We start from the raw sequence: 12,787 nt of genomic DNA, 5'->3' as shown, positions 1-12,787 counted from the left end.
TCTCGCCAGAGGGGCCCGGCACCAGTGTTCATCCCGCGTCCGATGTCTTAAGGGCGGGACCACTTTCTAATTAGCAGCGTCCGGTGGAACGTCAAGAGGGCGCTTCTCGCTTTAGGAAGTCGTTCACGCAAAGGCGCCGTGTTTCGGTCCGACGCAAACGACTCTCGCGATCGCGGCCTTGTCGAGATCACAATTTGATGAATGGTGCGCTGCGATACTCACCGCGAATGGCTAGTCGCCATCGCACCTCGCCAGCCATATCCCGGAACTTGACCAATGAGGCGGGCATCAATCAATCGCCCTCAGGATTGCCAACCGGTGGTCGCCGCCGCCAATCCCTGGCCAATTCGTTGTCCGCCATACTTGGAGACGAACTTAATTCCGAAAACGCATCGCCTTGAAGCCTGCCCTGACCTCTTCGGCGAAGAGTTCCGGCTCCTCCCAGGCAGCAAAGTGCCCGCCCTTCGAGGCGTGACTATAGTACACGAGCTTCGGATAGGCTTTTGACAGCCATTTTCTTGGCGGCCGATAGACCTCCCCCGGAAACACGGTTACGGCGACAGGAACTTTGGCCGCGGTAAGCTTCGCTCCAGCCTTGAGGTTCTCCCAGTAAATGCGTCCGCTCGACGGACCGGTGTTCGTCAGCCAGTACAATGTGATGTTATCCAGGATATCGTCCCGGCTCAAAGCCTGTTCCGGGTGACCTCGTGTGAACACCCAATCTGCGATCTTGTCGTAGAGCCAGGCCGCCAAGCCCACCGGAGAATCCGCAAGCCCGTAGCCGACCGTCTCCGGACGCGTGCTGAGGATCGACGCGTAGCCAAAGCCGTTGTTCAGGAAGTCGCGAGCCTCGTCGAAAACTTGCCTCTCGTCGGCCGACAAGCTTTCGGGAGCCGGCCCTCCGCTCTTCAGCGCCTGGGCGGCGTCGGGTGGGAACGTCGTCGCGCGCTCGATCCGGTTGACGTGGATACCGAGCAGCCCTTCCGGAGCCTGACGCCCGAGGGCGTCGCTGATGATGGCGCCCCAGTCACCGCCTTGCGAGACATAGCGGTTGTAGCCGAGCCGTTTCATCAGCGTGTCCCAGACCATGGCGATCCGCTGTGCGTCCCAACCTGTCGAGGTTGGTTTCTGCGAAAATCCGAAGCCGGGGATAGAGGGAATGACAAGATGGAATGCGTCTTCAGCCTTGCCGCCATGAGCGGTCGGGTCGGTCAGCGGGGCGATGACGTCCAGCAGCTCAAAGACCGAACCCGGCCAGCCATGGGTCATGATCAGCGGAAGTGCATTCTCATGGCGCGAGCGGACGTGGATGAAATGAATGTCCAGCCCGTCGATGTTCGTCAGGAATTGAGGAAACGCATTGAGCTTTCGTTCCGCTTTGCGCCAATCGTAGGCGGACAGCCAATAGGCCACGAGGTCCTGAAGCGTCTGCTGATCGACACCCTGGGAACGATCCTCGACGGTCGCACTGTCCGGCCAGCGCGTCGCCGCGAGACGGCGTTTCAGATCCGCGAGGGCGGTCTCGGGAATGTCGGCCTTGAAGGGGCGGATGTCGTCGCTGCTGATCGGCGCTTTCGCGACGTTGGAGGCAACGCCGGACGTCGGTAGTACCGCTGCCGCTGCACCGATCGCAGCGCCTGAAAGCAGAAACGAGCGTCGCGTCACCTGGCGCTTCCCAGCCTTGTTTTCCAAGTCCATTTGAGAGATCCCTTTTGAACACTCACAATCGGCATCGAACGGGTTTGGGCGTAAGCCGGGGCCTCACCGATTACAGCGAGGTCCCGAGCTACGCTGATCGTCAGGCTTCGTCGGGACCCGTGCGGTAGATGAGGAACTTGTTTCCTTCCGGATCGCGAAAGTAAGCGCAGTAAGGGTCACCGCCGTCAGGGCCTCTTGGACCGGGAGCGCCTTCGTCCGAACCGCCCGCTTGCAAAGCCGTTGCATGAGCGAGATCCACCTGCGCGCGAGAGCGGGCCTCAAAGGCGATCATCGTACCATTGCCAGCAATGGCCGTCTCGCCATTGAACGGCTTGAGCACACCGAACTCGAGGGCCCGGTGCCCGTAGTAGACGGCACGCCCCGGCTGAACGAGCACGCGACCGATGCCAAAAACGGCGAGGAATTTGTCATAGTAGGCAGCGGCAGCGTCGAGATCGTTCGTACCGACGGTCGAGTGGCCAGGGAGCGCTCGGGCTTTTTCCAAAGCCGCTTTTTGCGAAGAGGACGTCATATCGTTCATTCTGATCTTCCTTTATTTAAGCGAGCGATTTTTTCGGCTCGCTGGTTCGCTTGGGATCGCCGTCGAAAACGAACGATCCGCGAATGAACGGAAATCTAAGAACGAGGTCGGGCGGCCAGCACCCAGCGAAATTGAGAGCCATCCTCTCATGCGGATACATGGTTCGATCGGGACGGCTGATAGCGAGGCGCCGTACGCTGGGTCGCAGCCGCGGCCAGTGCCGCTGCGCCTAGTCTGCTGGAGTCCTTTTGGGATTGAAATAGGCAGGATACCGCTGCGGAGTATTTGGTAACTTCAAGAGGGTTCCTCTCAGAAACACCATCTGCCAGCGACCAAATGGATATAGGATCTTCTCGTCAGGATCAGATTTACCAGAAGGACGCCTGACATGGTTATCCCATCGCTCAAGAACTTTGTCGCAACCGCTTCGGTGGCAATGGCATCGGCGGCATCGGCTCACGCCGGCGCCATCTCCGTGACAGGACCGAAGATCGACTTCATCAAGATCGACGAGACCATCACGCTGCGGCGCATGGTTACCCATCCCAGTGATCCCAAGGGCACGGTTCTCTTCCTCCACGGCTTCCCGGAAACGTTGGCCGTCTGGAAAGAGATCGCGGGAACATTGGGCAAGGAATACGAGGTGCATGCTTTCGACTGGCCCGGATATGGCCAGTCGTCACGCCCCTCACCGCCGCAGTTCTCCTATTCGCCGAGGGACTACGCCGAGATTCTCAAGGCCTATATCGACAAGGCGGGCGTCGACCGAGCGAATTTGGTCATCTACGCCTCAGATATCGGCGGCCTTCCCGCACTGCTGCTGGCACTGGACGACCCAACCGTGGCAAGGAAGATCATCGTCGGCGACTTCGCCCCGTTCAACAGGCCGCAATGGATGTACGAGAGCCTGCAAAACCTCAAGACAGAGCCGGCGGCGACGCCGACGCGGGCTTACATGAACAAGACCAGCGACGAGATCCTGCAAAACGTACATCGCCGAGGCCTTGCACCGGATGCCCAGTACGAATTGCCGCCCGAGGTACAAGCGGACATGAAGGATTCCTGGGCACGCGACGGTGTAACAAGCGCCGACGCCTTCGCCTTCTATTATTCCCATTTCACGCGCGACGAGGACTATCTCGAGGCGAACCTCGCCAAGCTGAGAACGCCGGTGAAAGTGATCTGGGGCGAAAAAGACATCTACATCAGGCCGGAGATGGGCAAGGAGTTTGCCGAGCGCACCAATTCGGAGTTCGACCTTCTGGCAGGTATCGGCCACTTCCCGCATCTGCAGGATCCGGCCGGTACTGTTGAAGAGGTTCGGGCTGCATTTGCAAACTAGGCCTGCGATGCCTCGCCTCGTTTGCAGAAAGCGCGAAGGCGGGGCAGCGCCCAGTCGACGAAGGACCGTACCTTCAGCGTGAGCGGACCCTGCCCGGAATAGACAATGTGGATCGGTCGGGGCGCTTGGTCGAAAGGTTCCAAAACCGACACGAGGGCGCCTGAAGCCAACTCGTCCGGGATTTGATAATCGAACAAACGGGCGATGCCGGCTCCGCCGACCGCTGCTGCCACGCAATTGGCCGCAGTGTTCAGCTCAAGACGGTTGCGAGGGACTGACTCGAGTTGTTGGCCGGCGACATCGAAGGTCCAGAAGAAAGTCCGCTTGTTGAAGAATATGCCGTCATGGTCCGCGAGATCGCTCGGATGCTCCGGCACGCCCCGGCGCTGCAGATATGCGGGGCTCGCGCAAGTCAGCAGGCGGAACTCACCGGCCTTGACCGCGTAGAGAGAACTGTCAGCGAGGTCGCCCAACCGGATGGCGATGTCGACCTGTTCTTCCACCAGATGCACCGTCCTGTCGAGCGAGAGGAGATTGAGCGACACCTCCGGATACATCTCCATGTAGCTGAGCGCGATCGGCATCACATAGCGGGCGCCGAACTCAACCGGCACGGTGATCGTCAAAGTACCACGAGGCGTCTGATACTCGCCCGATGCCCGACGCTCCGCTTCCTCGAGGTCTGCCATGATCTTGCGGGCTGCCTCGACATATTCCCTGCCGGCATCGGTGAGCTGTAGATTGCGGCTGGTGCGCACGATAAGGCTCGCACCCAGGTGCCGTTCGAGTTCGGCAACCTTGCGACTGACGCTGGGCAAAGGAGCGTTCAGCTTCCTGCTCCCTGCCGAAATGCTGCCGGCATCGACGACTGCCAGCAGCATCTTCATTGCTTCAAGACGATCCATCGTATCCCCCGCAAGCGCTTCCGACGTTGTCTATGACATTGTGATCCTATGCTTCGCCAACATCTGAAGCCGTCGCCTGCAGTTCTGCACGCGCGCTCCTGGCCGACAGTTCCAGAGGAGAGCGTACCTCCTGCGCGAGCAGGCTGACCGCCATGCGTTTGCTCTGCCGAACCGGCTCGCCTGTTCGCGTCATTTGCGCAATGGCCGTCGCCCCCTCGTGCAAGAGGTTGATCGTGTCGGCAATGCGTTTCGGTTCCGCGAACCGGGCCGCATGCGCGAGCTCCTCGAAATAGGCAAGGACCAGACGTTTGTGCATCAAAGCGGCGCGGAACACCGGATCGACGGCCTCTTTGTGCTCCCCCGCCGCGCTCATGAAAATGCAGCCGCGGAACTGTTTGTCCCGGACCGAAGCTTCGAGGAAATCGAAGGTCGCGAGAAGACGCTCATAGGGATCGTTCGTACGCTGCTCGACAAAGATGCGCATCTCGGCGCGGGATTGTTCGTCACGCCGCTCAAGTGCGGCCAGGATAAGATCCTCTTTGGTTTCAAAATGCCGATAGAGCGTCGTCTTGGCCACCCCGGCTTCGGCGATGAGGAGATCAATGCCGGTCGCGTGGTAACCGTGCAGGTTGAACAGGCGCAAAGCGGTATCGAGCAGATGACCCCGGATCTCTGAGCGGCGCATATTCACTCCTTAAAACAAAACAGATTTGTATCATTCTATCGCGCTCGGCGAGAAATGCAAGCCACGCGCGCCGGCCGCCCAGGCGGCCGACCCCAACGTATCTCCCACGCCTTCAGTCTTTATTTCTCGGGTAACATTACAACAAATTCCCGCATGCGGGATTGCCAAACGATACAGATCGGTATATTTAGGCACCCATCGATACAGACCTGTATCGTTTACTAGGCCAATCGGGAGAATGGCCCGACGCCGCCAACCGGGAGAAGACAATGCCTCGTGATCTCGCACACCACAGCGCGGCGCGTCCGCGTGTCCACGTTCGTTCCGCCGCCTCCGCGCTCGACCTGATCGATAGCCACGGCCAGGCCGTCACTGCGGCTGGCCTTTATGGCTCGCTCGCCGTGGTTTACGGCTGGTTCGGCGGCATGAAATTTACCCGTTACGAAGCGGAAGGGCTGGTTGGCCTGGTCAGCAACAATCCCTTGCTGAGTTGGACCTATTCGCTCTTCAGCGTCGAAGGCTTCTCAAACCTTCTCGGCATCCTCGAGCTAAGCATCGCCGTCCTCATCGTGGCCCGGTTCATAAAGCCGATCTACTCGCTCGTCGGCGGCTTGCTCTCGGCAGGGCTTTTCGCAACGACCATCAGCTTCATGGTGACGACACCCGGTGTGTTTGTGCCTGAGCTCGGCTTTCCAGCGATCTCGGTCGCTCCCGGGCAGTTCCTGCTCAAGGATGTCGGGCTCTTCGCCCTCTCCGTCTGGATCGCCGTCGACTCGTTTGCGGCGCTCCGTTCGACACGGGCCTGATTGACGAATTGTGCGACCCAACGGTCCGCCTCATCCACTGCAATCTACGACTACACCATCTCCGGCGACGTGGCCGGCTGAACAAAGGAACGTCTCATGATCATGCACTATCTTTTGTCGAGAATCCGCGCTCACCAGCGCTACCGCCAGACCGCTTTGGAACTTGGGCGATATAGCGATCACCAACTCGACGACATCGGCATCGACCGCTTCGAAATCGACGATATCGCTCGCCGGCAGTTCAACCAGTGACCAAGCCACGACGCGGGCCGGTGCAACGAGGTACTGCGCAAGAGATGCATCGGCCAGCGTCCTGGCCAGGAGGAAACTGGCCGCGCGCCGCGGATGTGGCGCCTGCCAGTCAAGTCGCAGCTTCCAAACAACACGCCCCCAATGGAGACAACGAAATGACCTACAGAAAGACCGACGAAGCGATCCGAAAACTGACGCCCGAGCAGTTTCGCGTCACTCAACAGAGCGGGACCGAGCGTCCCTTCACGGGCGAGTACAATGACAACAAACGCCCGGGAATTTATGTCGATATCGTCTCCGGCGAGCCGCTGTTTGCGTCTTCCGACAAATTCGATTCCGGCTGTGGCTGGCCAAGCTTTACCAAGCCGATCGTGCCAGCAAACGTCGAGGAACTGCATGATCGTTCCCATGGCATGATCCGCACCGAGGTTCGCTCGAAGCATGGCGACAGTCACCTTGGCCATGTGTTTCCCGACGGGCCACGGGATCGAGGCGGCCTACGTTATTGCATCAATTCCGCCTCCCTGCGCTTCATTCCACGCGAGGAAATGGAGAGCGAAGGTTACGGCGCGTTCATCAACCAGGTGGAGGATATCTAAATGACCGATAGAGCTGACAGAGCTGTTTTGGCCGGTGGCTGCTTCTGGGGGATGCAGGATTTGATCCGCAAGCTCCCCGGGATCATTGCGACGCGCGTGGGCTATACCGGAGGCGATGTGCCTAACGCCACCTACCGTAACCACGGCACCCACGCGGAGGGTATCGAGATCGCCTTCGATCCGGGGACGATCAGCTACAGGCAGATTCTGGAGGTGTTCTTCCAGATCCACGACCCCACCACAAAGAACCGCCAGGGCAACGACATCGGCATGTCCTATCGCTCGGCAATCTACTACGTCGACGACGAGCAGAAGCGAATTGCCGAGGACGCAATCGCAGATGTCAACGCTTCGGGCTTGTGGCCGGGCAAGGTCGTGACTGAACTCGAACCGGTCGGAGACTTCTGGCAAGCGGAGCCGGAGCACCAGGATTACCTGGAGCGTTACCCCAACGGCTACACCTGCCACTTCCCACGCCGGAACTGGGTGCTGCCGCGGCGGACCGCCGCTGAATAGCCGGCCGCCGATGTCGCAAAGAAGTCGGGCAAGCATGTTAGCTTGCCCGACTTCACCTTAGCCTGAGGCGACATCAAGCGACCACCGCGTCATTGCGACGGCGCTTCGCCACACACCTCTAGGTTCCGCACACGCATGCGAAGTCGTCCTTCATCTTCGCCTACGTTCTCTCCGGAGAAATCGTGTCCAAGGTCAATGACGGTGCGACGCAGACCTACCGCGCCGGCGAGAGCTGGTACGAGCCGCCGGCGTCCACCCACCTCGTCAGCCGCAACGCGAGCCATGCGAAGCCGGCAAAGCTGCTGGCGGTGTTCGTCGCCGACACGGATGAAAAAGAACTCACCACCCCGATCAAGTAGACCCGAACCCAAGGAGCAGAACAATGAGCAAGCGTCTCGACTACAACCAGATTGCACCGGCCGGCGCCAAGGCCCTTGGCGGTGTCTACGGCTACGTCCTGCAAAGTGGCCTGGCGCCAGTGCTGGTGGATCTGGTTTATCTTCGCATCTCACAGATCAACAATTGCGCCTATTGTCTCGACATGCACACCCGCGACCTCCTGAAAAAGGGCCAACCGATCGAAAAGATCGCATTGGTCCAGGCGTGGAGGGAAGCCGGCAACCTCTTCGACGCGCGTGAGCGGGCGGCCCTTGCCTGGGCCGAAACAGTCACACGCGTCGCCGAGACGGGTGTGCCGGACGAAGCCTATGCGGCTGCGCACGCCGAGTTCAATGAGCGCGAACTCACCGACCTCACGATCGCGATCGGCCTGATGAATGCCTACAACCGCATGGCGATCAGCTTCCGTAACACGCCACAAGCAGCACTTGAAAAGTAATCTCATAGCCCGTTGCGGGCGCAATCACTGCGCCCGCAACGGGCTATGCTAATTCCTGGGATCTAAATGTTTGAGGCGGCGAGCTTTTTTTGGATCGGAACATGCGCCGTAAACGGTGAAATCAATTTAGCCCCCGGTCGGAACCAATTTTGTCCCGTGAGGTCGAGGCGCAATACCCAAACCGATTCATTCGCAAAACTTATGGTTCCATATGCAGACGGCAATGGATCGGCCCGGCGGAATATGTCATGGCGTGCGCAACTTGCTGAAGGCCCGAACATGACCGTGATCACCGCTCCCGTAACCGCCCCGAACGCCGCCCGAACCGGCGTCCTCATCATGCTGCTCGGCATGCTGATGTTTTCGTTGAACGACGTCATGGGGAAATGGCTGGTCGCGACCTATTCCGTCAGTCAGTTGATGGTGATCCGCAGCATCGCGGCACTTCTGTTCCTGTCGCCTTTCATCCTAAGGCGTGGCCTGCGCTCGATGTTCAGGGTCGAGCGGCCGGGACTGCAGGCGCTTCGCTCGCTGCTCTTCGCAATCGATGCCTCGGCCTTCTATTTCGCCGTCGCCTATATGCCGCTTGCCGATACCATGACCTATTGGCTGGCAGCGCCGATCTACGTTGCAGCCGCTTCACCGTTCCTGCTGGGCGAAAAGGTCGGTTGGCGGCGCTGGACGGCGATCCTCGTCGGTTTCGCCGGCGTGTTGATTGCGCTTGAACCCTCCAAGGAGAGCTTCAGCCTGCCGGCGCTGATCGCGCTTGCAGGCAGCACAGCCTTTGCCTTCGCACTGATGCTTGGCCGCACGCTGCGCTCGACACCGGACACCACCCTCGTCTTCTGGCAGATCGTCGGCGCATTGATCTTCTCGCTCATCGGCGTTGCGGCCAACCCTTCCGGCTGGGCGTCTGTCGACGGCGAGGCACTTGTGCAACTCGGCATGCTCGGTATCGTCGCGATGCTGGCGCACATCCTCGTCAACCGCTCGCTCAAGCTTGCCGATGCCGCGACCGTCGTGCCCTTGCAATACACACTGCTTTTCTGGGCCGTGGTCTTCGGCTGGTTCTTCTTCGGCGACACGCCCCGCCCGACCGTGATCATCGGTGCGGCGTTGATCGTCGCCTCGGGCCTCTTCATCTTCTTCCGCGAGCAACAACTGAAGAAGCGGCAGGCGAAGGCTTGAGCAGCCAGGCGGGGTTTCGTGGAGCGTCGTTCTCTGCTACCCCGCCCGCAATCAACGCTGAAGGAGAGGTAGATGGCCAAGGCGATCCATTCGATGATCCGGGTTCGCGATGAAAAAGTCGGTCGATTTCTATCGCCTAGCCCTTGGGCTTGAAGTCGCCGCAAGGCTGGACTTCGAAACCTTTACCCTCATCTATCTCAGCAATGAGGAGAGCGAATTCGAGCTCGAGCTCACGGTCAACAAGGATCGAAGCGAGCCCTACGCGCTCGGCGATGGCTACGGCCATCTGGCGCTCTCGGTCGACGATCTCGATGCAGAGCATCAACGTGCCGCCGATGCGGGCCTCAACCCTGGCAAGATCGTCACCTTCAACCGCGATGGCGCCCTGCTCGCTCGTTTCTTCTTCCTGGTTGATCCCGACGGCTACAAGATCGAGGTGCTTCAGCGCCACGGTCGCTACAAGTGACACCTGACAGACAACACCAATCAACCAAAACAATAACGGTTATCGCGCCTATCTATTTCGCTTATAGGCCGGAGCGACATAGTCTTCCCTGGAAGCATCAAGAATGATGCAAACAAAGGGGAACGCGAATGAAGAAGCAGATTGCAGCAGCCATGCTGGCCATCATGGCAGCGACCGCGTCGTCGGCTCAGGCAGCGGAAAAGATCAAGATCGGCACGGAGGGCGCCTATCCTCCCTTCAACTTCATCGATCCTGCCGGCAAGATCGGCGGCTTCGATGTGGATATCGGGCTTGCGCTCTGCGAGCGCATGAAGGTCGAGTGCGAAGTGGTCGCCCAGGATTGGGACGGCATCATTCCCGGCCTGCTTGCCAAGAAATACGACCTGATCATCGCCTCGATGTTCATCACCGAGGAACGCAAGAAGCAGGTCGCCTTCACCAATCCCTATTATCTCGCCGCGATGACGCATGCCGCGCCGAATGGCTCCAGTATCACCGAATTCACCAATGAAGCCCTCAAGGGCAAGGTGATCGGCGCGCAATCCGGCACCACCCAGGCCGAATACATCACCGCCACCTATCCCGATGCGGAGATCAAGCTCTATCCGACCCAGGACGAAGCCAATCTCGACATGGTCAATGGTCGTCTCGACCTGCAGGTTGGCGACATGCTGCCGCTGCTCGACTGGGTGACCAAGAACGCCGATGGCAAGGACTGCTGCGAACTCATCGGCGAGCCGATTACCGACAAGAAGTTTGTCGGCGATGGTGTCGGTATCGCCGTTCGCCAGGAGGACAATGACCTGCGCGAGAAGCTCAACAAGGCGCTCGACGAAATCCGTGCCGACGGCACCTACAAGAAAATCAACGACAAATACTTCTCGATCGACGTCTACACGATGAAGTAAGGCGCCTGGCATCAGCCAGCTCCTCGAGAAATCCGACCGCGCCGTCATGGTGCGGTCGGGTCACATCCCAATCGTTACCAAGTCGTGGCGGGCGCTGGGATCGAGGTCCCCGACATGTCCCGCCGGGGGGTGCCGCCCTAGGCTATCTGCCTATCCACCTCGACAAGGCCACTTGCCCTGACGATCGCGTCCGCCCTTTGTTCGAGGCATGCGTGTGCCATTCGATCCCCGAGAGTACACGCCGAACGCATTCGGAAATTGGTGCCGCGGCTGCACCGAGGTTGGCGGGTGGAGAGACAGGCGCTAAACCTCATTCCTGAAGATTTGATTTCGCTTCGACCAGGAAACAACGGGCACCGAGGGGCCGGCATGTTCAATCTCACCGGAAAGACGGCACTGGTCACAGGCGGCGGTCGCGGGCTGGGCCTTGAAATGGCAAAGGCTCTCGTCTCAGCCGGCGCGGCGGTGGCAATCAACGGTCGCAACCACGAGACACTTGAAGCTGTGCGCCGGCAGCTTGCCGAAAATGGCATCGCACTCGATATTGCCCCGGGCGATGTCGCGACGGATGCGCCAGAGATTGTCGACGCGGCGGTAGCGGGAACAGGGCAGCTCGACATCCTGATCCATGCGGTTGGCGAACGCGACCGGCGTGGCACCGACGCCATGGATCCCGCCTCCTTTGCGGCTCTGATCAACGCGGATTTGACGGCGGCCTATGGGATGGCGAAGGCTGCGCTTCCTTACCTTCGCCGTTCGGTTTCCGGGCGGCTGATCTTCGTTACCTCCATCGCCGCCTTCGCCGCGCGCCCTGGAGACCCAGCCTACACCGCCGCAAAAGGCGGCCTTGATGCACTCACCCGCTCGCTTGCAGTCGAGCTTGGCTCCGACACGTTGACGGTCAACGCTATCGCGCCTGGCTGGTTCGCGACAGAGACCAATGCGGCACTTGCCGCCGATCCGGCGCTCCAGGCTTTCGTTGACGTCCGCATTCCCCTGAAACGCTGGGGCCGACCGGAAGAGATCGCGCCGGCGGCCGTGTTCCTGGCTTCGCCCGCTGCAAGCTTCGTCAACGGCATTACACTGACCGTCGATGGCGGCATGACCGTGCAAATGTAGCTGCCGTTGGCCCCCAAGATAACATCAAGGTCTGCTGCTCTCGTTCGGCAATCCTTCTGCGAGAAGCATCGCGAGACTGGAGGCTGCCCTGTCCGCCTTCGGCTTGAGCCGCAGGCTGAACTCCGCTTTCGGCAACGCCGGCAACGAGGCTTGGGGCGCGACGGCGACCCCCTCGCCTACAAATCGCGCGGTCCGTGCCGTGATCGCGATGCCGCTGCGGACCGCAGCACGCAACCCGGAAAGGCTCGGACTGGTCGCCGCGATACGATAGGCAAGGCCGGCGTCTTCGAGCGCACTGGTGGCCGCCGAGCGAAACCCGCAGGGCGGATCCAGTACCGCGATCGGCAGCTCACCACCGGCGGGCACCGGATCTGCCGATGCGGATAACCACAGCATCGGTTCGCTCAGCATCGCGATCTCGTCCGGTTGCGCGCCGTCCCGCATGACGATCAGGACATCGATCGCTCCTTGGTCGTAGCCTACCGTCAGCTCCCGGGAGCGCCCAACCCGGAGATCGAGGCGCACGCGCGGATGTGTGCGCGCAAAGAGACGTAAGAGATCAGGCAGATTGCTGTCGGCAAAGTCCTGGGTGCAGCCGAGCGTCAGGCGACCATCGGCCTTCGCGCCCTTGAGGCTGAGCCACGCATCCCGATGGACTTCGAGAATCCGCCGCGCATGAACGAGCAATTCCTCCCCAGCCGGCGTCAGAACACGTCCTCTCCCCGCCTGTGCGAGAAGCGGCTCTCCCACCATTGCCTCCAACCGCTGCATCTGAGCGGTGACAGCGGAAGCGGTGCGGCCCACTGCGGCAGCCGCATGAGCAAGCGAGCCGCCTTCGGCAAAGGCGAGGAACGTTCGGAGCAGGTCGGGATCGAAAGTTTGCATACTTCACAATAATCGAAGCATCGATATTAAACAATTCGA

The 12,787-nt window shown here is 60.2% G+C and carries 14 protein-coding genes and 2 pseudogenes; 11 read left to right on the top strand and 5 right to left on the bottom strand.

Going from position 1 to position 12,787, the window contains the following annotated elements:
* Positions 1-375: 375 nt before the first annotated feature.
* The gene (locus ACN9MO_RS20470) at positions 376-1,698 is read right to left on the bottom strand and encodes an epoxide hydrolase family protein (protein ID WP_113736864.1); all 1,323 of its coding nucleotides are present in this window, start codon (positions 1,696-1,698) and stop codon (positions 376-378) included.
* 100 nt (positions 1,699-1,798) lie between these two features.
* Positions 1,799-2,239, bottom strand: a complete 441-nt coding sequence (locus ACN9MO_RS20465; RefSeq protein ID WP_113736863.1) for a VOC family protein — start codon at positions 2,237-2,239, stop codon at positions 1,799-1,801.
* Positions 2,240-2,627: 388 nt separating this feature from the next.
* Here ACN9MO_RS20465 and ACN9MO_RS20460 point away from each other — a divergent pair, with 388 nt between their 5' ends.
* Positions 2,628-3,581: an alpha/beta fold hydrolase gene (locus ACN9MO_RS20460; RefSeq protein ID WP_425987480.1), complete on the top strand. Its 954-nt coding sequence runs from the start codon at positions 2,628-2,630 to the stop codon at positions 3,579-3,581.
* Here ACN9MO_RS20460 and ACN9MO_RS20455 read toward each other — a convergent pair.
* On the bottom strand, positions 3,578-4,486 hold the full coding sequence (locus tag ACN9MO_RS20455; RefSeq protein ID WP_113736862.1) for a LysR family transcriptional regulator: 909 nt from the start codon (positions 4,484-4,486) through the stop codon (positions 3,578-3,580). The two genes, ACN9MO_RS20460 and ACN9MO_RS20455, sit on opposite strands and share 4 nt — an antisense overlap.
* 46 nt (positions 4,487-4,532) lie before the next feature.
* Positions 4,533-5,171 (bottom strand): TetR/AcrR family transcriptional regulator, encoded by a 639-nt coding sequence (locus ACN9MO_RS20450; protein WP_113736861.1) that lies wholly within the window; start codon positions 5,169-5,171, stop codon positions 4,533-4,535.
* 269 nt (positions 5,172-5,440) lie between these two features.
* Here ACN9MO_RS20450 and ACN9MO_RS20445 point away from each other — a divergent pair, with 269 nt between their 5' ends.
* The 10 genes and pseudogenes from ACN9MO_RS20445 to ACN9MO_RS20400 all read left to right on the top strand — a co-directional run bounded on the left by ACN9MO_RS20445 (position 5,441) and on the right by ACN9MO_RS20400 (position 11,863).
* A complete protein-coding gene (locus ACN9MO_RS20445; protein WP_113736860.1) occupies positions 5,441-5,977 on the top strand; it encodes a DUF417 family protein in 537 nt (178 codons plus the stop codon).
* Positions 5,978-6,073: 96 nt separating this feature from the next.
* Entirely contained in the window at positions 6,074-6,229 is a 156-nt protein-coding gene (locus ACN9MO_RS20440) for a DUF1127 domain-containing protein (RefSeq protein WP_082615942.1), read from the top strand.
* A 155-nt stretch (positions 6,230-6,384) separates the two neighbouring features.
* Positions 6,385-6,828, top strand: a complete 444-nt coding sequence (gene msrB, locus ACN9MO_RS20435; RefSeq protein ID WP_112948237.1) for a peptide-methionine (R)-S-oxide reductase MsrB — start codon at positions 6,385-6,387, stop codon at positions 6,826-6,828.
* Entirely contained in the window at positions 6,829-7,344 is a 516-nt protein-coding gene (msrA, locus tag ACN9MO_RS20430; protein ID WP_113736859.1) for a peptide-methionine (S)-S-oxide reductase MsrA, read from the top strand.
* A 125-nt stretch (positions 7,345-7,469) separates the two neighbouring features.
* A pseudogene (locus ACN9MO_RS20425) lies at positions 7,470-7,703 on the top strand (cupin domain-containing protein); the annotation flags it as partial.
* A 23-nt stretch (positions 7,704-7,726) separates the two neighbouring features.
* On the top strand, positions 7,727-8,182 hold the full coding sequence (locus tag ACN9MO_RS20420; protein WP_425987476.1) for a carboxymuconolactone decarboxylase family protein: 456 nt from the start codon (positions 7,727-7,729) through the stop codon (positions 8,180-8,182).
* 279 nt (positions 8,183-8,461) lie between these two features.
* Positions 8,462-9,370 carry a DMT family transporter gene (locus ACN9MO_RS20415; protein ID WP_057252191.1) on the top strand — a complete coding sequence of 303 codons (909 nt, stop codon included), beginning with the start codon at positions 8,462-8,464 and terminating at the stop codon, positions 9,368-9,370.
* 72 nt (positions 9,371-9,442) lie between these two features.
* Positions 9,443-9,836, top strand: a pseudogene (locus ACN9MO_RS20410) (VOC family protein).
* 128 nt (positions 9,837-9,964) lie between these two features.
* Positions 9,965-10,744, top strand: a complete 780-nt coding sequence (locus ACN9MO_RS20405; RefSeq protein ID WP_425987473.1) for an ABC transporter substrate-binding protein — start codon at positions 9,965-9,967, stop codon at positions 10,742-10,744.
* Positions 10,745-11,113: 369 nt separating this feature from the next.
* A complete protein-coding gene (locus ACN9MO_RS20400) occupies positions 11,114-11,863 on the top strand; it encodes an SDR family oxidoreductase (protein WP_057252178.1) in 750 nt (249 codons plus the stop codon).
* A gap of 24 nt (positions 11,864-11,887) precedes the next feature.
* Here the strand turns inward: ACN9MO_RS20400 and ACN9MO_RS20395 are convergent, their stop codons facing one another.
* Positions 11,888-12,748, bottom strand: a complete 861-nt coding sequence (locus ACN9MO_RS20395; RefSeq protein WP_057252179.1) for a LysR substrate-binding domain-containing protein — start codon at positions 12,746-12,748, stop codon at positions 11,888-11,890.
* Positions 12,749-12,787: the final 39 nt, after the last annotated feature.

Origin of the sequence: Ensifer sp. R-19 (assembly GCF_049905105.1) — a bacterium.
In the GTDB taxonomy this organism is placed as follows: Bacteria; Pseudomonadota; Alphaproteobacteria; order Rhizobiales; family Rhizobiaceae; genus Ensifer.
The sequence above is the reverse complement of the archived record's forward strand: the minus strand, read 5'-3'. Positions and strand labels throughout refer to the sequence as shown.

Bases quoted from the DNA above. Each gene is read 5' to 3' on its own strand.
- ACN9MO_RS20470 (WP_113736864.1), bottom strand. From the start codon at position 1,698: ATGGACTTGGAAAACAAGGCTGGGAAGCGCCAGGTGACGCGACGCTCG.
- ACN9MO_RS20465 (WP_113736863.1), bottom strand. From the start codon at position 2,239: ATGAACGATATGACGTCCTCTTCGCAAAAAGCGGCTTTGGAAAAAGCC.
- ACN9MO_RS20460 (WP_425987480.1), top strand. From the start codon at position 2,628: ATGGTTATCCCATCGCTCAAGAACTTTGTCGCAACCGCTTCGGTGGCA.
- ACN9MO_RS20455 (WP_113736862.1), bottom strand. From the start codon at position 4,486: ATGGATCGTCTTGAAGCAATGAAGATGCTGCTGGCAGTCGTCGATGCC.
- ACN9MO_RS20450 (WP_113736861.1), bottom strand. From the start codon at position 5,171: ATGCGCCGCTCAGAGATCCGGGGTCATCTGCTCGATACCGCTTTGCGC.
- ACN9MO_RS20445 (WP_113736860.1), top strand. From the start codon at position 5,441: ATGCCTCGTGATCTCGCACACCACAGCGCGGCGCGTCCGCGTGTCCAC.
- ACN9MO_RS20440 (WP_082615942.1), top strand. From the start codon at position 6,074: ATGATCATGCACTATCTTTTGTCGAGAATCCGCGCTCACCAGCGCTAC.
- msrB (WP_112948237.1), top strand. From the start codon at position 6,385: ATGACCTACAGAAAGACCGACGAAGCGATCCGAAAACTGACGCCCGAG.
- msrA (WP_113736859.1), top strand. From the start codon at position 6,829: ATGACCGATAGAGCTGACAGAGCTGTTTTGGCCGGTGGCTGCTTCTGG.
- ACN9MO_RS20420 (WP_425987476.1), top strand. From the start codon at position 7,727: ATGAGCAAGCGTCTCGACTACAACCAGATTGCACCGGCCGGCGCCAAG.
- ACN9MO_RS20415 (WP_057252191.1), top strand. From the start codon at position 8,462: ATGACCGTGATCACCGCTCCCGTAACCGCCCCGAACGCCGCCCGAACC.
- ACN9MO_RS20405 (WP_425987473.1), top strand. From the start codon at position 9,965: ATGAAGAAGCAGATTGCAGCAGCCATGCTGGCCATCATGGCAGCGACC.
- ACN9MO_RS20400 (WP_057252178.1), top strand. From the start codon at position 11,114: ATGTTCAATCTCACCGGAAAGACGGCACTGGTCACAGGCGGCGGTCGC.
- ACN9MO_RS20395 (WP_057252179.1), bottom strand. From the start codon at position 12,748: ATGCAAACTTTCGATCCCGACCTGCTCCGAACGTTCCTCGCCTTTGCC.